The organism is Laspinema olomoucense D3b, assembly GCF_025370785.1.
Lineage (GTDB): Bacteria > Cyanobacteriota > Cyanobacteriia > Cyanobacteriales > Laspinemataceae > Laspinema > Laspinema olomoucense.
Genome location: NZ_JAMXFA010000025.1, coordinates 64,534 through 87,331, shown reverse-complemented (window position 1 = coordinate 87,331; position 22,798 = coordinate 64,534). Strand labels below are relative to the sequence as shown.

Annotated in this window: 16 protein-coding genes; 9 read left to right on the top strand and 7 right to left on the bottom strand. The window is 47.1% G+C overall.

Annotated elements, in window-relative coordinates; genetic code table 11:
* The first annotated feature begins 211 nt into the window (after positions 1-211).
* The 4 genes from NG792_RS18330 to NG792_RS18315 all read left to right on the top strand — a co-directional run bounded on the left by NG792_RS18330 (position 212) and on the right by NG792_RS18315 (position 6,475).
* Entirely contained in the window at positions 212-1,123 is a 912-nt protein-coding gene (locus NG792_RS18330) for an AAA family ATPase (RefSeq protein WP_261236333.1), read from the top strand.
* 95 nt (positions 1,124-1,218) lie between these two features.
* Positions 1,219-1,761, top strand: a complete 543-nt coding sequence (locus NG792_RS18325; RefSeq protein ID WP_261236332.1) for a diheme cytochrome c — start codon at positions 1,219-1,221, stop codon at positions 1,759-1,761.
* Between the two features lie 317 nt (positions 1,762-2,078).
* Complete coding sequence (secA, locus tag NG792_RS18320) at positions 2,079-4,895, top strand: preprotein translocase subunit SecA (protein WP_261236331.1); 2,817 nt, start codon at positions 2,079-2,081, stop codon at positions 4,893-4,895.
* 443 nt (positions 4,896-5,338) lie between these two features.
* Positions 5,339-6,475 carry a quinone-dependent dihydroorotate dehydrogenase gene (locus tag NG792_RS18315; RefSeq protein ID WP_261236330.1) on the top strand — a complete coding sequence of 379 codons (1,137 nt, stop codon included), beginning with the start codon at positions 5,339-5,341 and terminating at the stop codon, positions 6,473-6,475.
* A 183-nt stretch (positions 6,476-6,658) separates the two neighbouring features.
* Here the strand turns inward: NG792_RS18315 and NG792_RS18310 are convergent, their stop codons facing one another.
* From NG792_RS18310 to NG792_RS18300, 3 genes are all read right to left on the bottom strand, one after another.
* Entirely contained in the window at positions 6,659-10,654 is a 3,996-nt protein-coding gene (locus NG792_RS18310; RefSeq protein ID WP_261236329.1) for an ATP-binding protein, read from the bottom strand.
* Between the two features lie 105 nt (positions 10,655-10,759).
* On the bottom strand, positions 10,760-14,155 hold the full coding sequence (locus NG792_RS28975) for a helicase-related protein (protein ID WP_261236328.1): 3,396 nt from the start codon (positions 14,153-14,155) through the stop codon (positions 10,760-10,762).
* Between the two features lie 375 nt (positions 14,156-14,530).
* On the bottom strand, positions 14,531-15,097 hold the full coding sequence (locus tag NG792_RS18300) for a Uma2 family endonuclease (RefSeq protein ID WP_261199575.1): 567 nt from the start codon (positions 15,095-15,097) through the stop codon (positions 14,531-14,533).
* 196 nt (positions 15,098-15,293) lie between these two features.
* On the opposite strand from NG792_RS18300, the gene NG792_RS18295 reads away from it, so the two are divergent.
* Positions 15,294-15,503 (top strand): hypothetical protein, encoded by a 210-nt coding sequence (locus NG792_RS18295; RefSeq protein WP_261236327.1) that lies wholly within the window; start codon positions 15,294-15,296, stop codon positions 15,501-15,503.
* A complete protein-coding gene (locus NG792_RS18290; RefSeq protein WP_261236326.1) occupies positions 15,478-16,290 on the top strand; it encodes a DUF1350 family protein in 813 nt (270 codons plus the stop codon). The genes NG792_RS18295 and NG792_RS18290 overlap by 26 nt, the downstream gene beginning before the upstream one ends.
* An 8-nt stretch (positions 16,291-16,298) precedes the next feature.
* Here the strand turns inward: NG792_RS18290 and NG792_RS18285 are convergent, their stop codons facing one another.
* From NG792_RS18285 to NG792_RS18275, 3 genes are all read right to left on the bottom strand, one after another.
* Positions 16,299-16,940 (bottom strand): helix-turn-helix domain-containing protein, encoded by a 642-nt coding sequence (locus NG792_RS18285; protein ID WP_261236325.1) that lies wholly within the window; start codon positions 16,938-16,940, stop codon positions 16,299-16,301.
* Positions 16,941-17,075: 135 nt separating this feature from the next.
* Positions 17,076-17,600: a Dps family protein gene (locus NG792_RS18280; protein WP_261199571.1), complete on the bottom strand. Its 525-nt coding sequence runs from the start codon at positions 17,598-17,600 to the stop codon at positions 17,076-17,078.
* A gap of 180 nt (positions 17,601-17,780) precedes the next feature.
* Positions 17,781-18,041, bottom strand: a complete 261-nt coding sequence (locus tag NG792_RS18275) for a sulfiredoxin (protein WP_261199570.1) — start codon at positions 18,039-18,041, stop codon at positions 17,781-17,783.
* 392 nt (positions 18,042-18,433) lie between these two features.
* Here NG792_RS18275 and NG792_RS18270 point away from each other — a divergent pair, with 392 nt between their 5' ends.
* On the top strand, positions 18,434-20,188 hold the full coding sequence (locus NG792_RS18270) for a SpoIID/LytB domain-containing protein (protein ID WP_261236324.1): 1,755 nt from the start codon (positions 18,434-18,436) through the stop codon (positions 20,186-20,188).
* Between the two features lie 167 nt (positions 20,189-20,355).
* Here the strand turns inward: NG792_RS18270 and NG792_RS18265 are convergent, their stop codons facing one another.
* A complete protein-coding gene (locus tag NG792_RS18265) occupies positions 20,356-20,655 on the bottom strand; it encodes a ferredoxin (RefSeq protein ID WP_261236323.1) in 300 nt (99 codons plus the stop codon).
* 294 nt (positions 20,656-20,949) lie between these two features.
* Here NG792_RS18265 and NG792_RS18260 point away from each other — a divergent pair, with 294 nt between their 5' ends.
* Together NG792_RS18260 and NG792_RS18255 are read left to right on the top strand one after the other, a co-directional pair.
* A complete protein-coding gene (locus NG792_RS18260; protein WP_435387589.1) occupies positions 20,950-22,005 on the top strand; it encodes a Gfo/Idh/MocA family protein in 1,056 nt (351 codons plus the stop codon).
* 167 nt (positions 22,006-22,172) lie between these two features.
* Positions 22,173-22,736: a hypothetical protein gene (locus NG792_RS18255; RefSeq protein WP_261199567.1), complete on the top strand. Its 564-nt coding sequence runs from the start codon at positions 22,173-22,175 to the stop codon at positions 22,734-22,736.
* Positions 22,737-22,798: the final 62 nt, after the last annotated feature.

Sequence of the window (22,798 nt, the reverse complement as noted above, 5' to 3'; positions counted from 1 at the left end):
GGTAACAGGGATCTGTTCTCCATGCCCGATCATCGAGTCCGAAATCATACCAAATCCGGTTGTTAAAAGTCGATTTTTTCTTGAGCCTGCCTTCGCAGGCTTCATCCGTAGAGCCAGACCCTTGAGGGTGTGGGGTTTGATAGACCTATCACAACCGGATTCCGTATAAATCCCGCTTACCAAGATAACTCTGGGTGATATTGAGCGAATTATGAGAGACCGTGTAGAAAAACTAACCCACAACCTCAGTCAAACCATTGTCGGCAAAACCGATGCCATTCGCCTCGTACTCGTGGCCCTCTTCAGTGGGGGCCATGCCTTGCTCGAAGATGTCCCCGGCGTCGGCAAAACCTTGATTGCTAAATCTCTGGCGCGTTCCATCGCTGGAGACTTTAAACGGATCCAATGTACCCCGGATCTCTTACCTACCGATATCACTGGGACTAATATCTGGAATCCCAATAAGGGCGAGTTTCAATTTCTTCCCGGTCCCGTCTTTACCAATATTCTCCTGGCAGATGAAATCAACCGGGCCACCCCCCGCACCCAGTCTGCCTTATTAGAGGTGATGGAAGAACAACAAGTCACTGTCGATGGCCTTGCTAGGACCGTTTCCCATCCCTTTTTTGTGATTGCGACTCAGAACCCGATTGAGTATCAAGGCACCTTTCCCTTACCGGAAGCCCAAATGGACCGCTTTACGCTGTCCTTTTCCATTGGGTATCCTAGTGAAGCTGAAGAACTGCAAATGTTGCAGCGCCTGGAACACAAAGGGTCAAACTTTCGGGATTTGCAACCCTGCCTGGAACTGGATGAAGTCCTGGAATTACAGCGCCTTTGTTCTCAGGTACGGGTCGATCGCTCCTTGCAGCAATACATCGTCAATTTAGTCCGCGCTACCCGAGAGTCTGAGGAGATCACCCTAGGGGTCAGTCCCCGGGGTGCAGTCGCCTTGCAACGCGCTACCCAAGCGCTGGCTTTTCTGGAGGGTCGAGATTATGCTGTTCCTGATGATGTCAAATTTTTAACCCCTCATGTCCTCTGCCACCGCCTGATTCCTTCCGGAGGACGTCGTGCTAAAACCATTGTGGAGCAACTCTTGCGATCGGTTTCCATTCCTTAACGGTTAAATGGGATGGATGGAGTATTGAGTACCAGAGGCTATTCAGTTAGGTTCCAGCATCCATCCCTCTAGCTTGAGGTATCAATTTGCGCTCCATGATGAACATGATATTAAGGTTTATAAGAACAAAAATCCTCCGGCGGCAGGGGGTGCGATCGCCCTTCGTCCTGTTTCTATTGCTCCTGTTTTGGAGTGTTGTCATCTCCTGGCAACTCGCCGAGGCGATCGAACCGCCTCCCATCACCACCGTAGATCCCGTGCCCGAAACCTTGCAACTCGGACAAGAACTCTACCTAAATAACTGCGCCAGTTGCCATATTGGCGTCCCTCCAGCCATCTTCCCAACTGAAACTTGGCGGGATATCATCCAAGACACCAACCACTACGGCATCCAAATCCCACCCCTGGTCGATCCGGGTCGTCTCGTCATCTGGAACTACCTCAGAGTCTTCTCCCGCCTCCAAACTCCTGACACTCCCCTCCCGTATCGCATCCGCGACTCCAACTATTTCAAAGCCCTCCATCCGAGAGTCGAACTCCCCGAGTCCCTCACCCTCAAAACCTGCATCCAATGCCATCCCGGGAGTGAGCAATACAATTTTCGCAGCCTAACCCCTGAGTGGGAGAATGGGGAGTGATTTGTCATTGGTCATTGGTCATTGGTCATTGGTTGTTGGGGAAGATGGGGAGGATGGGGACGATGGAGAGGGGCAGGAGATGGGTCCTCGTGAGGGGGCGGCACGCCGCGTCACGAGCAGGGGGACCAACCACCAAATGACAAATGACAAATGACAAATGACCAATGACCAATGACAATCCCCCATCTTCCCTCATCCGTTCGGTAGAAATGATAAAATTCATATCAGTTCAAACTCCCGTCAGCCAAGCTGTGTAAAATACGGGACATAAAACTGGCTGAATCAAACCCTCTTAAAAGTAGTGCTACTGTCCTGATATGCTTAAAAATCTGCTAGGCGACCCCAACGCACGCAAGTTAAAAAAATATCAACCCATCGTCGTTGATATCAATCTCCTTGAAGAAGAAATCCAGGCCCTCACCGATGAACAACTAACGGCTAAGACAGCAGAATTCAAGGAACAGCTATCCAAAGCCAAAACCATCGCTCAAGAAAAAGAAATCCTGGATGACATCCTCCCCGAAGCCTTTGCGGTGGTCCGAGAAGCCGCTAGGCGAGTTTTGGGGATGAGACATTTTGATGTGCAGTTGCTTGGGGGGACCATCCTGCACGAGGGACAGATTGCCGAAATGAAAACCGGGGAAGGGAAAACCCTCGTTTCTACTTTACCGGCTTACTTAAACGCATTAAATGGCAAAGGCGTCCATGCTGTTACCGTTAATGACTATCTCGCCCGACGAGATGCGGAATGGATGGGACAAGTGCATCGGTTCCTCGGGTTATCGGTGGGACTGATTCAGCAAGGAATGTCCCCGACGGAACGCAAGAAAAACTACGCCTGCGATATCACCTACTGTACTAACTCTGAACTCGGGTTTGATTATCTGCGGGATAACATGGCAACCTCGATGGCAGAGGTGGTGCAGCGTCCCTTCAATTACTGCATCATCGATGAAGTGGATTCGGTGCTCGTTGACGAAGCACGGACCCCCTTGATTATTTCTGGACAGATTGAACGCCCCACGGAGAAATATACCCGCGCCACGGAGATTGCGATGGCGTTGAATGCTGAGGAGCATTATGAAGTAGATGAAAAAGCCCGAAATATCCTGCTGACGGATGAAGGGTTTGCCCAAGCTGAGGAATTGCTGGGGGTGACGGACCTGTATGACCCGGCAGATCCTTGGGCGCATTATATTTTTAATGCAATTAAAGCCAAGGAACTGTTTATCAAGGATGTTAACTATATCGTCCGTCAGGATGAAGTGGTGATTGTGGATGAGTTTACCGGACGGGTGATGCCCGGACGGCGCTGGAGTGATGGATTGCACCAGGCGATCGAGGCAAAGGAACGAGTGGAAATTCAACCGGAAACTCAAACCCTGGCGACGATTACTTATCAAAACTTTTTCCTGTTGTATCCTAAGTTAGCGGGGATGACCGGAACTGCCAAAACCGAAGAGGCAGAATTTGAGCGGATTTATAACCTCCAAGTGACCGTGATTCCCACCAACCGATCGCTCCAGCGTCGAGATATGTCCGACGTGGTGTATAAAAGTGAGGAAGGAAAATGGAAATCCATCGCCCAAGAATGTGCGGAAATGCACCAAGCGGGACGTCCGGTGTTGGTCGGAACCACCAGCGTTGAAAAATCTGAGGTACTCAGTAGACTGCTGAATCAACTGGAGATTCCTCACAACCTGCTGAATGCTAAACCGGAAAACGTGGAACGGGAATCGGAAATTGTGGCCCAAGCGGGTCGCAAGGGTGCTGTGACGATCGCCACCAATATGGCGGGTCGCGGAACCGATATCATTCTCGGGGGTAATGCCGAATATATGGCCCGTCTGAAAGTGCGAGAATATCTGCTGCCTCGCATTGTGCGACCGGAGGAAGAGGGGGATATGAATGCCCTAAAAGTTGCTGGGACAGATTCCCGCAATAATAAACCGGAAGGGTTTGCGGCAACTTCTGATAAAAAAGTGAAAACTTGGAAAGTATCACCGCAAATTTTCCCCACCCAACTTTCTCGGGAAACGGAACAGCAACTCAAGGAAGCGGTAGAGTTTGCAGTCCAACAATATGGAGAACGGAAGCTGGCGGAATTAGAGGCGGAAGATAAAGTGGCAGTCGCCTCGGAAAAAGCCCCCACCGATGACCCTGCGATTCAAAAACTCCGGGATATCTACAACCGAATTCGCGAAGAATACGAGGCGTTTACCAGCAGTGAACATCAAGAGGTGATTCAACTCGGTGGACTGCACGTCATCGGGACTGAACGGCACGAATCTCGCCGGATTGATAACCAATTACGGGGACGCGCCGGACGCCAAGGTGACCCCGGTTCTACCAAATTTTTCCTCAGTTTACAGGATAACTTATTGCGGATTTTCGGCGGTCAGCGTGTCGAATCCATGATGAATATGTTCCGCGTGGAAGAAGATATGCCGATCGAGTCTAAAATGCTGACTCGTTCCCTAGAAGGCGCACAGAAAAAGGTGGAAACCTACTACTACGACATCCGGAAACAGGTGTTTGAGTATGACGAGGTGATGAACAACCAACGTCGCGCCATCTATGCCGAACGTCGCCGAGTTTTGGAAGGGTTAGACCTGAAAGAACAGGTGATTAAGTACGCCGAACAAACGATGGATGATATCGTGGAAGCTTATGTTAACCCCGATTTACCCTCGGAAGAATGGCAACTGGATCAAATGGTGGATAAGGTTAAAGAGTTTGTCTATCTGTTAGCGGATTTGGAACCGTCTCAACTGGAAGACTTATCCATTGACGAAATTAAAACCTTCCTTCATGAACAAATCCGGATTGCTTACGACATGAAAGAAGCGCAAGTCGATCGCATTCAACCGGGATTGATGCGACAAGCGGAACGATTCTTTATTCTGCAACAAATTGATACCCTTTGGCGGGAACATTTGCAACAAATGGATGCCTTACGGGAATCGGTTGGGTTGCGGAGTTACGGTCAAAAAGATCCGTTGTTGGAGTATAAGAGTGAGGGGTATGAGTTGTTCCTGGACATGATGACGGCGATTCGTCGGAATGTGGTCTATTCGTTGTTCCAATTCCAGCCGCAAATGCAACAAGCACAAGCTGCTGTGGCGGAACGGTAAAGCGGAAGGTTGCTCAAGAAACCGTATTCTAGTCCCCTCCTGGTAAGAAGAACCCCACCCTAACCCTCCCCTTGCCAAGGGGAGGGGACAAGAGGTATTCCAGTCTTCCCCCGGGTCAAAAGAACCCCACCCTAACCCTCCCCTTGCCAAGGGGAGGGGACAAGAGGTATTCCAGTCCCCTCCCGGGTCAAAAGAACCCCACCCTAACCCTCCCCTTGGCAAGGGGAGGGGACAAGAAATATTCCGGTCCCCCCCCTTAGCAAGGGGGGGTTAGGGGGGGTCCCCTCCTGGTAAGAAGAACCCCACCCTAACCCTCCCCTTGCCAAGGGGAGGGGACAAGAAATATTCCGGTCCCCCCCCTTAGCAAGGGGGGGCTAGGGGGGGTCCCAATGTTGACGTCAACCCTCCTAAAACTCTTTTAAAATTACCTAACATCTGTAACCTTGGATATTTATAAAACTCTATTACGTCCGCTAATTTTTTCAGGAGTGCAACCGGATCCGGAGTGGTGGCATCATCAAACGATGCAGGTGATGGAGTGGTTGAATCGGAATCGCGATCGCGCCACGATTAGCACGATTTTGTCCCAATTAAATCGCAGTTCTACGGTTGTTGATACCCGGTTAGAACAAACTCTTTGGAACATTAAGTTTCCCAATCCCATTGGATTAGCTGCGGGATTTGATAAGAATGGTTCAGTAGGGGGAAGTTGGTCTAATTTAGGGTTTGGGTTTGCTGAACTCGGGACGGTGACGTTTCATGCTCAACCGGGTAATCCTCGTCCCCGAATGTTTCGCTTACCCGAAGATTTAGCCGCTATTAATCGCATGGGATTTAATAATAATGGTGCAGAAGCTTTAGCACAACGCCTGATTGCGGATAAAGATAAAGGACAAGTTACTTCAGAAAAGCCGATTATTGGGATTAATTTAGGCAAGTCCAAAATTACTCCTTTAGAAGAAGCACCAGGGGATTATTTAGGCAGTTTTCGGCTGTTGAAAGAGTTCGGGGATTATTTTGTGGTGAATGTGTCTTCACCGAATACCCCAGGATTGCGATCGCTGCAAGAAGGAAAACAACTGGCGGAGATTTTAGACGCCTTGCAACAGGAAAATCAAGGGGTTAAACCGATATTAGTTAAAATTGCCCCAGATTTGGAATGGGAAGCAATTTCCGAGGCGATAACCGTGGCTCAAACCTATCAACTAGCGGGGATGATTGCCACGAATACGACGATTCGCCGGGATGGATTAAAAACCCAAACCATTAAGTTAACGGGAAACCCGGTTACGGAAGAAGCGGGAGGATTGAGTGGTGCACCGTTAAGAGGGCGATCGACTGAAATTATCCGCTATATTCATCAACAAACCCAAGGACAACTGCCAATCATCGGCACCGGGGGAATTTTCACGGCTGAAGACGCTTGGGAAAAGATAACAGCAGGTGCTTGTTTGTTAGAAATTTACACGGGTTTAATTTACGAAGGACCCTGGATGGTCCGGCGCATTTTAGCAGGATTGGTGCAGAAATTAGAGGAGAATGGATTGGGAAATATTGCCGAGGCAGTGGGTAGGAGTTAGGGAGTTGCATCAGGGGATTACAAAATATAAATCCTCCAAACGTTCAGCTAAAACGAACCTATATGTAGGGGCGCAATGCGCAGGCCCTCTTTTGGGCCTGCGCATTGCGCCCCTACTCCGTTGATCCTACGAACGAACATTTTGGAGATTTTATTTTTTGGAGTTCCCTCATAAATTTTTCCCTTACCCCCAGCGCGTCTTTGCATATTCAACTGCTTCTTTTAGGCTGAGTTTGACTGTGGAATTATTGCTGCGAAGGTAAAAACAATCTTCCTCTTTCCCTGCTTTGTCTTTAACTTTGACATAAATGGGTTTAGGGGAAGGTTGAACCACCACGCGACAGAGTTCAAATCCGGAGACTTGATGGACGGTAATTTCCCACAATGTGCCGCACTCTTTGCCAATTTCTCGCAGGAGTAAATCGTTATTTAAAAACAGTGCCAATCCATCGGGACTACTTTTTTTCAAGGTTTGATAGTCAGACTTTAATCCGAGGGGTACGCCGTCATCATTGATGCCAATTAATAATGTACCGCCGCTGGCATTGAGAAAACCGGCCACGGTTTTAACGATTTCATGTTCCATTGCTTTGTCTTTTTTATTCTCCCGTAAATTCCAACGGGCGGTGGATTTAAACTCTAACTGATGACCTTCTCCTTGGGTGATTAAGTTGATGATTTCCGAGTCACCGGATAGGGGGGCAAAATTACGATAGGCCTCTAAGGTTGCCTCTTTTACGGATTCAGAAACTAGGGGAAAGGTACTGAGGATATAGGTAAATTCTTCTTCATTTAGTCCGTAAATATGGGCGATTATCCCGTCAAGTTCTGCCCGCAGTTGGGCGCGATCGCCTTCATCGGTTACGCCGTCTTGGTGCGAACTTAACCCCACTTCCTGCGCCAGTTCGTCAAATTCTGGAGTAGTACAGATAAGTTTGGCAGCGCGATCGACGATTTCCGCAAAGAAGCGATCGGCTGCGGTTAATCGCGGGACTGGGGTTTGGTAAAGGAAAAACAGCGTTAAATTTGCGGAAACTTTCTGACGCAATGCAAAATCAAAGCATACGCTATTTAATACAGCACAAATTAACAGCATATACTGGTTATTTTCAATAGCTGAGGCAACATTAAGAGAATGACCGCAAACAACATTTTTAGGCAGTATTGTCCCTATCAAAGTACGAGAATCGGTACTTCTAGCAATTGCCCGATATGCAAAGCGATAACACTGATAATCTAACTTTTGACTATTATCTGTACTTTTTTTTCCTAATAAGGCTTTTCTAGCTTCTCCCTCATCCACCCAATACCTGGGTTCAGCATACAGGTGAGTAAACTGATGAATCATTTTCCCTTCATAAAGAGGGAATTTACCTTTCCCTGGCTGCTGCTTAAATAAATAACTGTCATTGGTCATGTGGAATTCAGAAGTTAACCGCAAATTCCACTTTCCCGCCATGTTTTCGCCTAGCAAAGGAAACTTGAGCATTTTTTCCGCAATTTGGATATCGACATCCGATTTAAACTCCATCACGGAAAGCGAGTCCGGAGACAACCGACGAACCAAAGGTAGAGAAATAACTAGATGTTCATCTGGATTATTTAGAAATGTATCTAACTGGTTGATTCTAATCGCTTCACGGGGATGGATTCGGAATGCCGCCCAAAATGAATCAGTTACTCCACCTTTAGCAAACGTAATTAGGCAAAACTTAAAACTGTGGTGGACTCCTTCAAAAATGAATTTTTCGTTTGAGAGTCCAAATAGTGCATCGATGTTACTTTGTGAAAACAACATTTCTCGCAACTGTTTAGCCCCTAAGTCTGTATAAATTCCCGAAGGAATAATAATTCCACATTCTCCCCCCGGACGTAACAGATTAAAACATTGTTCTAAAAACAGTTTGTAGAGGTTAATATCTGTCCCTGCTTTTTTGCCATTGACAATAGAAACTTGATTCTGATACTGTTCCGCAGACCGATAATAAGCACTCAAGTGAGGAAATTGGCTTTGATATTCTAGCCAAGCTGCCGCAATTTTTGGATCCTCCAGAATTTGACTTTGCTCTTTCTCAAATGCCTTAATGTCCATCTTGCTTTTATTCACCAATTCGCTATGTTGGAGAAAAAATTCTCTAGCATTGGGTTTAAAGATTTCCCAAGGCGGATTGGCAATAATGACATCAAATCCCCCGCGTTGCAAGACGCGATCAAAATGATATCCCCAATGGAACGGCTTCAATGCTGCAATGTCATCAATTTTTAATACCCGCTTCTTAGGTTTCCCCGAGATTTGCACCTCCTGATACTTAATCCCTAAGCGGCTGCTAAACTCATCCAATAACAATAGATTTAACTTATCCTGAGATTCCCGATTTAACTGTTCAATGTGACCCCGCAACATTAACAGCCGCGACTCCTGAGAGGTTCCCTCTTGTTCCCCAGGCTGAAAAGCGTGTTTTTTATATAAATCAATCGAATCATTTTTATCGGTTAAAATCTTTTGATAAGCACTTGCTGCCAAGGGTTGCAGCAAATTTCCCTGGAAAGCAACGGGTTCCGAATCTTTCTTTTTGCCTTTTCCCTTCGTCCCAGAATTGACCGCATCAAACCCGGTTTCATCCACCCGAATTAAGCCAATCAGAGAATTTCCCGCCATAATATTAAAATCAATATTCGGCAAAGGTTCTAATTCCTTGACATTATGGGCGGAAGAAACCAAAGCTAAAAATAGCCGCAATTTAGCAATTTCCGTGGCTTCCTCCATGATATCCACCCCATAGAGGTTATCGGTAATAATTCGCTTTTTGATATAATAATTAAGCGAAGGATGCTCGCTTTCAACTTGAGTTAACCAGGTATTGAGATAATGGTCCGTAATTCTAACTTTAACTGTAGCAATCACATTAGAATAGACATAAATCAGCGTTTTCATGGCTGCCACCAAAAACGCACCGGAACCACAGGCAGGGTCTAATAAACTGAGGGTGGGAAGAATCTCTTCCAGCAATTGACGGCAGAGTTTGGCATCCAGTTTGGTTAACAGTTCGGTAATCGTTTCAAACTGACGCGGTGCATTGGCTTGATTAATGCGGTCTAAAATCAGTTTATTAATGGTTTTATCACACAAATATTCGGTGATTTCTGCCCGGGTGTAATAAGCCCCAAAGGCTTTTTGGTTAATGTATTTCTCGAAAATATACCCCAAAACTGCCGGGTTAATTTCGTTTTCTTTGCCTTCCAGGGTATCATCTAAATTCCAGGAATAGCCTGCAAATAAAGCAAAAACCTTTTCAAAAGCCTCATCAGGAATTGCAATATCGGGATAGTTTTGTTCGATTTGATGGGTGAGAAATAGTCCCCCATTCAAATATTTGATATCCCCAATCAGGGCCATCACCGCAGGCGATCGCTGGTCCACAGGTTTAGCAAACCCATCAAAAAACAAGGCAGGCAGGAAGTCCCGGTAAAATAAATCGGTCCCTCGCTGCTGGCTTTCCGTGAGTTTTTCTTGAAGATAGAGGGTTTTTCCTCCATCAATAAATCCTTTGCGCTGCAAGAAATAAACAAACATCAAACGGTTAAGCAGAACCGAAGTGTACCAGCGGCGATCGCCTTCTTTGTCAATCCCCCGAATTGCACTTAAAAACTCAAGATGCTGTTGCTTAAAGTCTTCAAAAAATTTCTTAGTAATGCGTTCAACATCCAATCCTGCCTGTAACCGTTGAGCAACATCAATCACCGAGAGGGATTCCAATTCCTCCAAACTCACGTATAAGGCGCTAATCTTACTTAACAGCAAATCGCAAGGTTCGCGCTTAACATAAACATGGTCCCGAGGATACAGTTTATTCCCATCTCGCTTCACCCAATACCAAACACATTGAGTCCGATTTTTACCCACAAAAATTAACATATTTTCCCGAACCAACTCCGCAATTTCTTTATAAATTGCCATCCGCGCCGTGGCATTGGGAATTTCCCCATTCTCTGCTAAGACTTCAAAAACACCCACCCCCGACAGTTCCGCAACGGGCGATCTAGAGTAGACTTGCCCCTCCACTTCCATTCTGACGCTTTTATCCGCAGCAGGGTAGGACCATCCTAATTGCTGAACGAACAAATCGCTAAACTGAAATTCTTGTAAAAGGGGGCGAGCTTTTTGAAAGTCAATCGTCATCGTTAGTTTCCTCAGAACATTAATCAGTGGGGTACATCATTTCCGGATTTGGGTCAATCCGTAAACCGACTTAAAACAAAGGTTAAGCTTTTTTATCCGCCTATCTTATCCCTCCTGAAACAATCCTAAAGAACAAATAATTTGCGGTTCTCGCTTTTCAATTTCGTCACTGACAATGCACAATCGGCCATCCATTCTTAATGCTACCACTAACTCCGCCAGGTGGCGATCGCTAATTCCACTTTTCAACTGCCGATTCAACGTATCCGTTGCCGACTGCCGCAGGGGATAGCGGTAAATTTCATCAATCGCTTTCACCAATTCATCGGTAACAAAAGCCGCCTCTCGCTTATCCTGGGCATACCGTTTCAACCGTTCATAACTGCGGAAACGTGCCCCAGAAGGTCGCCCTAACTGACCCCCAGAGTTTTTCTCCTCTGCCGCCAACAAATCCGCCCCTTTTTTAACTAATTCATGATGCTGTTCATCACGGGAAATTGCCGGGGTGAATTCGTCACAAGCTGCCGCCCGCAACACCCCCAATTGGGATTGAGTCACGCTATTTCCCTCGCGATTCACCCAAATTAAAGAATCATTACCCTCTGTCGTTTTCATGTACAATAAAACCCCCTCCGGCTGTACCGGCGTTGGACTGTGGGCGCGAGTGGAATACACCACGTTCGGCATTTCTTCAATTGTCTTTTTCAAACTTGGATTATTTTCCGTCGCCTTTTTCCAAATTTGGAACGCTTCAGAGGTTAAATCCACTTCCCCATCTTCTTCCCCATCTAATGCCCCAGATTTTTCATTATAAATGTCAAGCAAAACCCCTGAATCATCATCCTCAAAAAACATTTCATCGGTTCCCACCACTTCCGCATTCTCCTGTAACCGACGCTTCAGGCGTCCCCGCAGATTAATAATTTGTTCAACTCCCTCCGCAGGCAAAAACGAATAGCAGAGAATTTTTTCAGCTTGTTGCCCAATTCTATCTACCCGTCCCGCCCGCTGAATCAGTCGAATAATCGCCCAAGGTAAATCATAATTAACAATAATCGCGCAATCTTGCAGGTTATGTCCTTCGCTCAAAACATCCGTCGCAATTAACACCCGCAATTCTTGATCCGGGCTAATGTTATCCACTTTCCCACTACTCACCGGACTAAAGCGATTTGCCAATTCCGTAGGGTCTGGAGATTGACCCGTAACCCCCGCCACTCTTGGAATTTGGAGGGCGTTTAAATTGTCCGTTAAATAGCGTACCGTATCCGCAAACTGAGTAAAAACCAGCACCTTTTCCTGGGGATAAGTTTTGGTTAACAACTCCACCAATGCTGCGAATTTTCTATCTTGCTGCCGATGCCACTCGCCACCCTTTTGCAACACCTCAATCAAGGCTTTCGCATCTTCTAATAGGTCCCGTTTCAAGGCTTTGGTATCGAATAAAGCCGCTTTGAGCCATTTAAACCGCCGTTTGTAGCGGGTTTCATAGTCATGGTAAACCGCCTGTGCTCGCTGCTTGAAAATTTTTTGCGAGAGGGATAACAAATCTTCCAATTCTAAATAGGGGTTCTCCCCTTCTTCGGTGTCCGTCTCCAGTGCGATCGCCGTCACCGAATCCGAATCCTCATCACTATTGCGCGTATCCAACAACTCCGCATCCTGAGTCCCAATGGGAATATCTAACTGATTTTCAATGGCATATAAATAGATGAAGTTCCGCAAAATATGACGTTCTAGAGACTGGATAAAAGCAATGCCACTACTTTCTAAGCGTTTAAAGAGATTAGTCCGCGAAAATCCCATCAACCGCTTCCCTGCACGAGATAGAGCATTCAGTTGATGTTGTTCCGCTTCCGTCGGGGAAACTTTCTGTTTTTTCTGGATATAATTTCCCAATCCATACCGAGGCAATGTCAGGGCATTAATCACATCCACCACCCCCTCGGAGTACAGCCGCGAATAGGGATTGGAGTCAGCCGAATCAAGCTGAAATTTGAGAGTAGCTGGAACGCGATCGGGAAAATAAGAACGACTTCCATCGGGAAATTTCAAAAATTTTCTCCCGGTTTCGCCGTCCGTTTGAGCATAATTTTCTTTAATAAACGAACGAGTTCGGCGGACCATGTAATGCTTCATTAATTCGCGCCAATCATCCGGATGGTCGCTCTTTTCAAAAGCCGCCAAAGAGCGTACCGAACATTGATGACGGCGGATAAATTCCAGTTCTCCTACCGCCCCGCCTCCGAGTTCATTCAACAGTGCCTCGGGCCGAAATCCCAGGTTTTGGTCCTCGGAAACAAATAACCGCAATTGGGAAGATAAATCTAAATAAGTTTTGTTATAAGGGGTAGCGGACAGAAAAATACACTTGCTTTCATTCGCCGCAATATATTCCTGAATGGCGCGATACCGCTTCCCGTCCCGGTTTCTCAAGTTGTGACTTTCATCAATTAAAACCACCCGATACCGGCGTAACTCAGGCAGTTTATTTTGCACCTGGCTAATCGGTAATACTTTAGCATAAAGACGGTAATTATCTACATAATCTTGCCACATTTTAACCAAGTTTTTCGGGCAGATAATCAGAGTTTCTAACAGGCAATCTTCTTGGAGAATCTTCGCTAGGGCAGTTCCCACCAGAGTTTTACCCAAACCGACAACATCCCCAACCAAAACCCCTCCCCGCTTGGTAACATGACGGGCAGCCAATTGCACTGCTGCTTTCTGGAAGTCAAATAAACCATTAAATTCCCGAGGAATCCGAAACTCAGAAAGTCCGGCGATCGCCTCCCGAGAGAGGTGATAAGCAATTTTCAAATAAATATGATACGGTGGAATCAGTTGTTCCCTAGCCCAACTTTCATCAATAATTTCCGCCAGTTCTTTAGAAATATCAATACAGCCAAAATCTTCCCAGCGATCATCAAACCACTTTTGCAACTTCTGGCAAGCATCAAAATCTAAAACATCAACATTCAATTCCCCCTGATATCGCAATCCAGCCAACGTCAAGTTACTGCTGCCTAAAAATCCCACAATCGGACTATTTGGATCTTGCCGATGAATCAGATACAGTTTTGCATGAAGGGGGTGGGCTAAAAATAGTTTAACGACCAGTTTTCCGGCTTTAATTTGACAACTAACCCTGCGTAATCCCGCTTCATCGTCGTTCGTCGGTGCGCCGATCGCCAACTGCTGACGAAATTCAGCCGCCATCCGTTTTTTAAACCGCAAAATTCCACTATTATCAATTTTTCCCTCACTAGGACCCAAGGTAAAAGCTGCCTGAACTTCATCCTTCGGCAGACGTTGCATCCCCACCAACAGACGGCAGCAAGACCCCTCTCCCCCAACATAACGCTCAATCAAATCATCTATCTTTTGCCACCCTCTCAAGTTGAAATAACCCACGCAAAAATCTGCCCGATACGAGAGTTTAAGCGTGTCTCGAAGGGCTGAGTGGAGGTGTAACTCAATATTATCAAAGATCCGTGGCACTTTTTTTCTGTAGTAGCACTAATTTGAGGGTGTTCTCAGTGGGAGGGCTTTTGCCCTACAACCTATCTTACCTCTTTTTTGCTAAAAACCCTCATTTTGTAATTTTGCCTGAAATAGGAAAGAGTATAGAGATTATATTGAACACTATTTCTTCTCTGTGAAAACTAGAAATTTTTTTAAAATTTAATCAATAAAAACTTAATTTACCCAGAATTTCCACTTTATAAAGCTCCTTAAAACAGGCAGAATATCCGATTCTGCTTTAATGCGGGGAAGGAGATAATCATTTATATTTGTAGAGGCGATTCGCGTCGCCCCTACAGATTAGGTTCGTTTTTGGAAAGCAAGCGCCAGCCCTATTTCCTCCTATGTTTACTATGAATACAGCCATCCAAATAAATCTTGGGCTGATAATTGCCAATCGGTTAATACACTTAAACCGGGTAACGCATCATCTCCAGTTTTTAATTCAGGGTTTTGATTGGGTTTAAAAATTAATACCGATTCATCCTCTGGATCGACTAACCATCCCAGTTTTGTACCCTGATTGAGGCATAGCATAATTTTCCGAATGACCCGATTTGCAGATTGTTCAGGCGACAAAATTTCAATCGTCCAATCCGGTGCAATTGTAAATCGATTTTCCACTCTGCCATTCGGTTTTCGGGGAATCCTGTGCCATTCAAATACTGCTATATCTGGCACGATTGCAGACCCACCAAATGTACAGCGTAACTCGGGAAAGGCAGAAGCTAAGTTCTGAGGTTCACCAAGTTGATTAATTAAGGATAAAAGACGAGCTTGTAATCGGCTATGTTCTCCTTGTGGCATTGGTTTTTGATAAATTACTCCATTGATATAGTCACTGGCAGGTTTGGTTTCGGGTAACTGCAAGAAGTCTTCCAGGGTAATCTCAGTCAAGGATTGAATTGCGGGAGTCATAACGGTTTTCTCCTGAACGGTTTGGGAATGCCTCCGAGGGTTTTGCCAAGGTTGGCTGTTGAGTAATCTGGGTTTACAGTATAGGGGCCGCCCCAAGGCATTCTCTTCCCCAGTATAGCCCAATCTCCCCGTTTCAATCGGTAATATTTACGCAAAATTCAACTCATACATCACCTGAACCTCCACCTAAAAAAGAGTGAAGATAAGCAGTAAACCTATTTTAAATCTCACCCATTATAGCGGTCCCCAGACTCATGAGTTTGGGGCTGAAATTGTCACGCCACCAACCACCGAATTGCGGATGAGACCCTGTGGAGTGGGAAGTCACCCTGCCGATCGCCTAAAATTAGGGAATAACTGCACTTTTATAGAGTTTAGGCATGAATTGGCAAGAAATTTCCGGTAATTGGGTCCATATTCCTCCCCGGACAAGGGGCATTATTCATTTCCTGGGGGGCGCGTTCCTGGCGGCAGCGCCTCAAGTGACCTATCGATGGTTACTTGAACAACTCAGTCTCCAAGGATATGCGATTATCGCTACGCCGTTTGTTAGTAATTTCGACCACGGTGCGATCGCCTCTGATATCCTGGACCGTTTCGAGTGGTGTGTGGAACAATTGCGCCTGTCTGGTAAATTGCCTCAACGCTATCTACCCATCTATGGAATCGGTCATAGCATGGGTTGTAAACTTCACTTACTAATCGGTAGTTTATTTGACGTCGATCGCGCTGGGAATATCCTCATTTCCTATAATAATTACCCCGCCCGTCGTTCCATTCCTTTCTTAGAATTAGTGGAACAATTACCCACAGCTTGGGGAGGCCAATTGCCGACAGCTTTCTCCGTTGAATTTACTCCTTCCCCAGAAGAAACTAACCAAATTATTGCCAGAGAGTATCAAATTAAGCGGAATCTAATTGTCAAATTTAAAGATGATACCCTGGATCAAACTTTGCTGTTATTTCCTGTGATGAAAGAGCGCTTTCCTGACCTGGTATCTATGCTCACTATCCCGGGAAATCATCTCACACCCTTAAGTCAAGACCCGGGTTGGAAATCGGGGACGGAATTCTCGGCTTTTGATGCGATCGCCCAATGGGTCCGCCAAGAAATGTATCGCGAACCCGTTCGCCTCAAAGATGAAATCCTCCGATGGCTCAATCCCATCCCCTCCATCAGACCTCTAGGCTAATTTCTCCCTCATCCCTGTTCCTGTCGGGGACTGACCTCGGCTCGATAAAGCAGCTTCTCCCCTTGGCGATACCCGGTACTGCGGACTCTCACAAGTTCCCCGGGTTGAGCCATTCCCTCCCGTAACTGATGCTGCTGGGGATTGTATGGAATGTCCGAACCCACGGAGGCGATCGCCTCCACTCCCCACTCTTGCAGCAACCGTTCCACCGGATGTACCAACGGCAGCAAACGCACCGCAGGCAAGTTCGGATTTTGGGTAGCAGCATAAGCAGCAGTAGGCCAATTCCGCAACCAGGACTCTAAAATATCTAAACTGCTGAGTTGAAATTCCTGCAACAGCGTCTCCCGTTGTTGCTGCATCTGCACCAGAAGGCGCTCATATTCCGCTTGCACCGTCGAACTCGGCTCAAGGGGTTCTACGGCCTCCACTCCAGCACATCTCACTAATAACTCGGATAGGGTGACTTGTAGCACATTAGCCAGCACCAGCAACGGTTCTACACGCATCTGCAACGCCTTTCCCTGGCGCAGTTGCCTCACTTGCCAGTGAGACACCCCGGCTTGACGAGCGAGCGAGCGAAAACTGGAGATTCCCACCCGTTGCATTAACCCTTGTAATTGTTGGCTGGCGTCTGGAGTATCACTCATGAGTTCGAGTTGATCAATCTAATGTCATCTTGAACATCATATTACAAACCGCGAAGGAATCTTCGCGGTTTGTATGTAATGCCTCACCTAGAAACCCGATTTATGGTTTCGAGTTGGCAGGATTTAACCGATGTTTTATTCTTCCAGTAGACTTCTTAACATCCAAGCGGTTTTTTCATGAATTTGCATCCGCTGGGTTAATAAATCAGCGGTGGGTTCATCGTTTGCAGCATCAACTGTGGGGAAAACAGAACGAGCAGTCCGCACTACGGCTTCTTGTCCTTCAACTAACAACTGAATCATCTCTTTCGCCTTCGGAACTCCGAGGGTTTCTTCAATGGAGCTTAACTGACTAAACTCGCTGTAAGTCCCGGGTGCTGGATATCCCAAAGCCCGAATCCGCTCGGCGATCGCATCCACGGCTAAAGCTAATTCGGTATATTGTGTCTCAAACATCACGTGCAATGTCTGAAACATTGGTCCGGTAACATTCCAATGGAAATTATGGGTTTTCAAGTAGAGGCTATAAGTATCGGCGAGAAGTCGTGATAATCCTTCTGCGATTTGTTGCCGGTCTTCTGCATTAATGCCGGTATTGATTTTTGACCCTTTATCTTTATCTTTGTCTTTATCTTTGTCTTTGTCTTTATCTTTTCCCATGATTCGGTCTCCTTTAGAACGAGTATATTGTTAACGGGATGACTACAGCATCGGTACAGTAGGGGTGGGAAGGCGGGTTTCTTGAGAACACCCTGCTGGCGGGGGAACACAGAAAGGTCCAGAAACCTGGCAACCGCCCCCTTGAGGGAATACTGTACCGCCTCTATCGGATACATTGACTCAGGCTAGGTGCATTTTTAGCACCGATCGCGGAGCACGACGCACGTTACAGCGAATGGTTTCATAGCCTAGGCGTTGACAAGCCTCATAGCGATGACAACCAGAAAAGCCGTAATATTCCCCTTCTACTTCTAACACGTCAATTGGTTCTAATAATCCGATTTCTTGGATGGACTCCATCAGCTTCTGTACTTTTGCCTGGTCATTCTGGCGGGGTAAGGGACGCCGAATCTTGGCGATCGCAATTTCTTGGACTCTCATAATTGTGATTTTTGGGTTTTAGGTGGCTTTCTTATATCATAGTCGGAATGAGTATGAGTTGCAACAAGGGGGATGGAGTCATTGGTCGTTGGTCACTGGTCGTTGGTCATTGGTCGTTGGTCACTGGTCCTTGGTCGTTGGTCCTTTGACAAATAACAAATGACAAATGACCAAGGACAAATGACATTCGTACTGGGGGATGGGGGGAAAATAGGTTGAAAGTTAGGGGGATTTTGACCAGAATATGAGGGGATAAAATTAACGATCGCCTTGCAAGGCGATCGCCCAGTTCGACGAGGTTAAGGGTGTGAAATTCTTGCTGGGTAAGGAAAATTAGGCCATTGTCGAGACTTTAGATCTGATATTTAAACGAAACCAAAGGGGATCGAACGGTGAAATCAACAGCATATCAAGAACGGAATGCGGGGGTCCATGCCCAAATCCTCAGCGATCGCCCGGGAAATACTCCTAGTCAAGCTATCAGCCAGTTTGGGGGACCAAAACCGACTCCTGTCACTCCAACGGTGAACCGGATGGGGGGCCAATGGTTAGGGCGGATATCTGGGGTGGTGTTCACAGTCCTGTGCTTCTGGGGCCTGCCCGGGGAAGTAGTACGCGCCAATCAGGTGCAGAATCGAGAACTGGAGATAGGGGTTGTGCAGCGGTTTGGCAGCAAACCGACAGATAAGCTCATTCTGAAAGCCCAAGAGGGCGATCGCCTCTATGTGCGCTTTGAGGGGGGTGATGGGACGCCTCAAACCCAGGAAGTGAGCCAGATGCAGCTAGAAATCATCATGAAACCCCTAGCCGAACCCATCCTGGAAGAACGGCTGGTATTGAGTACCCATCGCAGTTTCGAGAATGCGGAACAGAATGCCGATGAATGGCGAAACAAGGGGATTGAGGTAGAAATTGCCCATCCGGGACGCTGGCAAGTCTGGGCCAAGCGCGAGGTCTATGGGACCCCGTTATTGCGGCGGTTCTTGCTGCAAAATCTGCAAGCTGAAGGATATGAAACAGCCTTTTTAGATACGGCGATCGTGCAGCAGAAACCCCAACCCAGTTGGGTCTTTGAGGGGTTCCGCTATAATCGCGATCGCCTAGAAATTTGGGCGGGTAAGGATCGGATTCAGGTTAGCCGAGGAAAAGAGGACCGCAACCCCACGGTGTATCCCGGGAAACTGCGAGTTCAACCCAATGCCTACGGCACCTTTACCCTCGTTAATAAGGTCCCTATTGAAGAGTATTTACGGGGAGTCGTCCCCCATGAAATTGGCGCAGAAGCACCTTATACCGCAGTAGAAGCTCAGGCGATTATTGCTCGGACCTATGTCCTGCGGAACCTGCGACGATTTGTGATCGATAACTACGAGTTATGTGCCAATACAGAATGCCAGGTTTATAAAGGAATTGGAGAGACCTGGGAGCGGTCCGATCGCGCGATCGCCGCCACTGCCGGGAAAGTGCTCACTTATAACAATGAATTAATTGACGCCCTGTATTCCTCCACCACCGGGGGGATCACCGCCCCTTTCCAGGATATGTGGGATGGTGCCGATCGCCCGTATTTGAGAGCGGTCCTCGACTCCGTAGGCAACGTTTGGGACTTATCCCGCGACAGTTTAGCCAACGAGCAGAACTTTCGCCGGTTTATTACCCTGGACAAAGGGTTTAATGAAGAAGAGTGGGATGTATTTCGGTGGCGCGAAGTTAGCACTCTGGCGCAAATGAACAAAAACCTCAAGGATTATCTTCAGGAGAAGCAGCATCCCCAGGCCAATTTCCAGACCATTCAGGCGGTGGAAGTGGTGGAAAGAAGCAATGCCGGTCGAGCGATCGCCGTTAATGTCACCACAGACCAGGGGTCCGTCAAACTGGTGAAAGATGAAATCCTGCGAGCCTTCTGGGCACCGTTAAGTACATTTTTTTACCTAGAACGGATGTATGGAGAGGATAAAAGCTTCAAGGGGTATGTTTTTGTTGGGGGGGGATTTGGACATGGGGTGGGATTGAGCCAAAGTGGTTCCCATCGACTCGCGAAATTAGGATGGACCAGCGATCGCATACTCAAGTTCTACTATCCCGGCACCGAAATTCAACCCGTTTCTGAGGATATTATCTTTTGGCGCGATCCCTTAGCTCCCTAAACCCTTGAACGGGGTGGTTGCAGCAACACCCGATGGGGGATCAATCCCCTGCCAGTTATTGCCACTCCAGAGATTGCCCAACCCCCTAAGATCAACAATAGGGGCGCACCACAAACGGTGCGCCCCTACTTCTTGAAAATGAGAAAATTTTAAGGGGGGGAGTTCTCTTAGTAGAGTTCTTCCTCTTGATGAGTCAGAATCGTACAGTCAGAACTCGGGTAAGCCACGCAGGTTAAGACATAACCAGCTTCAATTTGATCATCATCTAAGAAAGACTGGTCAGACTGGTCAACAGTACCCTTGGTAATTTTGCCTGCACAGGTAGAGCAAGCACCAGCACGGCAGGAATAGGGCAGATCGAGACCTTGTTCTTCCGCAGCATCGAGAATGTAGGTATCATCTTCCACGTCAATGGTTTGATTGAGACCTTCGGCTTCGTTGATTAAGGTGACTTTGTAAGTTGCCATTTAGTGATCTTCTCCAGATAATCGACAGGCTTATAAGTTTTGCTAATGCAGAGGTCACGCCTTGATTAACGCGCCAGTCTGCGGGTAGGATCAGCCTTTCTCTGATATTAGGGGAAAAATCAAAGGTTGCAACACCCGGTTGCTCCTTTATACCAACAAAATTTATTATAAAAAATTCTAATTTAATCCTGATTACTTATACCTAAAGAAGGCCCCACAGGAAAGTTAGGGCGGGTATCCACAGGGGAAAAGTTAGAGTAGTATCGATTTTATTGAAGAAAGCAAACTCAGACCGTGACGACTTCCTCTAGTCCCCGTACGAACCGATCGCCCTCCCTAGTCCCCATCACCCACCTCCCGATTCGGGTAGGTCTCGTGGGTACAGGTTTTGTGGCAAAACTCCGAGGGCAAACCCTACAAGAGGATGAGCGATCGCGCTTAGTGGCCGTAGCGGGACATACTCCAGAAAAAACCGCAGAATTTGCCCAACTCCATCAGAGCACTGCCATGAACTCCTGGCAAGACTTAATTGCCAGGGGGGACCTAGATTTGGTGATTGTTTGCAATATCAATCGCGATCGCGGTGCAATCATTCGCGCGGCCCTATTAGCCGATTGCCATGTCGTCGTTGAATATCCCCTCTGTCTGGATCCCGCAGAAGCTGAGGACCTGCTCGCCTTAGCAACCTCAAGGCAACGGCTGCTTCATGTGGAACATATCGAACTATTGGGGGGAGTTCATCAGGCCCTGAAACAGTCCTGGTCCGAAGTGGGGGACGTCGCCTATGCCCGGTACAGTACCCTCAACCCCCAAGAGTTGGTCGGGCGCAAATGGAGCTATAACCGAGAATTGTTGGGCTTTCCCTTGACTGCGGCCCTCTCTCGTCTGCATCGCCTGACAGATGTCTTGGGACAAGTTGCCACAGTAAGCTGTCAAAGCCGGTTTTGGGAGGTGCCAACCGAACCGGAGTATTTTCGGGCTTGTTTATGTAGCGCTCAGTTGCGGTTTACCAACGGGGCGATCGCTTCCGTCCTCTATGGCAAAGGAGAAATCTTTTGCGCCAGCGAACGAAAATTAGAAGTGCATGGAAGTCAGGGAACCTTGATATTTGATGGAGATCAGGGTCAACTGGTGCGGGAAGGTGACATTAGCCCCCTTGAAGTAGGGACCCGGCGGGGGCTATTTGCCAAAGATACCCAGATGGTCCTGGATCATTTAACCCAAGGGACCCCATTATATATTGACCCCAGGGCCAGTCTCTATACCCTCAAAGTTGCTGATGCTGCGCGTCTAGCCTCTGAAACCGGAAAGACGATCGCCTTAGAACAAGAGTCAGAACCCAATCTTTAACAGGGTGCAGTAAACCCAACCGGGGACAAGGTAGCGATCGCCCGCTCATGATCCCCCTGTTCCGGCTAGGATAAAAGAGGCACTCTCGGGTTTGTCTTTTTTGTGGCTAATAGAATAGATAAATAGATAAACGTAACCATTCCAATCTGCAATCAAAGGGAGTTAATATGGGCGCGAGTCTCCAACAAATCGCCGATTATCTTGACAACCGGGCTTGGCAATATGAGGTTGATCCAGAACATCATCGGATTATCACCGGCGTCCAAGCAGAAAACCTGGAAAGTTTCCCCATCGTGATTCAACTCGATGAAGAAGGAGAATTTTTCAAATTGTTTGCGCCGAAAGTCATATCGGGAATTAACCAACATCCTTACAAAGAGTCCATTCTCCAAACCATGTTATGTATTTCCTGGGAAACCAAAATGCTGCAATGGGAATATGACCCGACCGATGGAGAAATCCGAGCTATTATTGAATTTCCCTTAGAAGATTCCCTATTAACCGAGAGACAATTTAATCGCTGTTTGAGTGGATTAATTCAAATTGTGGATGATATTGCCATGCCTCGGCTTAAAACCGTCATGGAAACAGGGAAGGACCCGGGGGATGAAGATATTGGAGAACGGCTCCTGTTAACATTACAGGAAGAAGCACCGGGACTGTTAGACCTGTTAGAAAAAGCGATGCAAGCGCGGAAAAAACGAGGGATTTTGCCCTCGGATTATTTTTGAATAGGGAAGGCGGTAGGAGGTTAACAACGGCGATCGCGCACTCTTCGTTATCAAGGCGATCG

Bases quoted from the DNA above. Each gene is read 5' to 3' on its own strand.
- NG792_RS18330 (WP_261236333.1), top strand. From the start codon at position 212: ATGAGAGACCGTGTAGAAAAACTAACCCACAACCTCAGTCAAACCATT.
- NG792_RS18325 (WP_261236332.1), top strand. From the start codon at position 1,219: ATGATGAACATGATATTAAGGTTTATAAGAACAAAAATCCTCCGGCGG.
- secA (WP_261236331.1), top strand. From the start codon at position 2,079: ATGCTTAAAAATCTGCTAGGCGACCCCAACGCACGCAAGTTAAAAAAA.
- NG792_RS18310 (WP_261236329.1), bottom strand. From the start codon at position 10,654: ATGACGATTGACTTTCAAAAAGCTCGCCCCCTTTTACAAGAATTTCAG.
- NG792_RS18300 (WP_261199575.1), bottom strand. From the start codon at position 15,097: ATGACTCCCGCAATTCAATCCTTGACTGAGATTACCCTGGAAGACTTC.
- NG792_RS18290 (WP_261236326.1), top strand. From the start codon at position 15,478: ATGAATTGGCAAGAAATTTCCGGTAATTGGGTCCATATTCCTCCCCGG.
- NG792_RS18285 (WP_261236325.1), bottom strand. From the start codon at position 16,940: ATGAGTGATACTCCAGACGCCAGCCAACAATTACAAGGGTTAATGCAA.
- NG792_RS18280 (WP_261199571.1), bottom strand. From the start codon at position 17,600: ATGGGAAAAGATAAAGACAAAGACAAAGATAAAGACAAAGATAAAGAT.
- NG792_RS18275 (WP_261199570.1), bottom strand. From the start codon at position 18,041: ATGAGAGTCCAAGAAATTGCGATCGCCAAGATTCGGCGTCCCTTACCC.
- NG792_RS18265 (WP_261236323.1), bottom strand. From the start codon at position 20,655: ATGGCAACTTACAAAGTCACCTTAATCAACGAAGCCGAAGGTCTCAAT.
- NG792_RS18255 (WP_261199567.1), top strand. From the start codon at position 22,173: ATGGGCGCGAGTCTCCAACAAATCGCCGATTATCTTGACAACCGGGCT.